Here is a 283-nt window from a genome sequence, read left to right as displayed (position 1 = left end):
GAACGGACCGTTCATAGCACGGGGTGACTCAAGCGAGAACGGTCTTCAAGAACTGACCGGTGTAGCTCTCCTCCACCGAAGCGACGTGCTCCGGCGTGCCCTCCGCGATCACGGTGCCGCCACCGGAACCGCCCTCGGGGCCCATGTCGATGATCCAGTCCGAGGTCTTGATGACGTCGAGGTTGTGCTCGATGACGATCACCGTGTTGCCCTTGTCCACCAGCCCGTTGATCACGCCGATCAGCTTGCTGATGTCCTCGAAGTGCAGACCGGTGGTCGGCTC

At 62.2% G+C, this 283-nt stretch carries 1 protein-coding gene; it reads right to left on the bottom strand.

Going from position 1 to position 283, the window contains the following annotated elements:
- Window positions 1-28 precede the first annotated feature (28 nt).
- The coding region (locus AVR91_RS43805) for a hypothetical protein (RefSeq protein WP_228709212.1) at window positions 29-283 on the bottom strand (255 nt) is incomplete at its 5' end.

The organism is Amycolatopsis keratiniphila subsp. keratiniphila, assembly GCF_001620365.2.
In the GTDB taxonomy this organism is placed as follows: Bacteria; Actinomycetota; Actinomycetes; order Mycobacteriales; family Pseudonocardiaceae; genus Amycolatopsis; species Amycolatopsis keratiniphila.
Note: the sequence above shows the minus strand (reverse complement) of the source record. Positions and strands in the feature narration are given on the sequence as shown.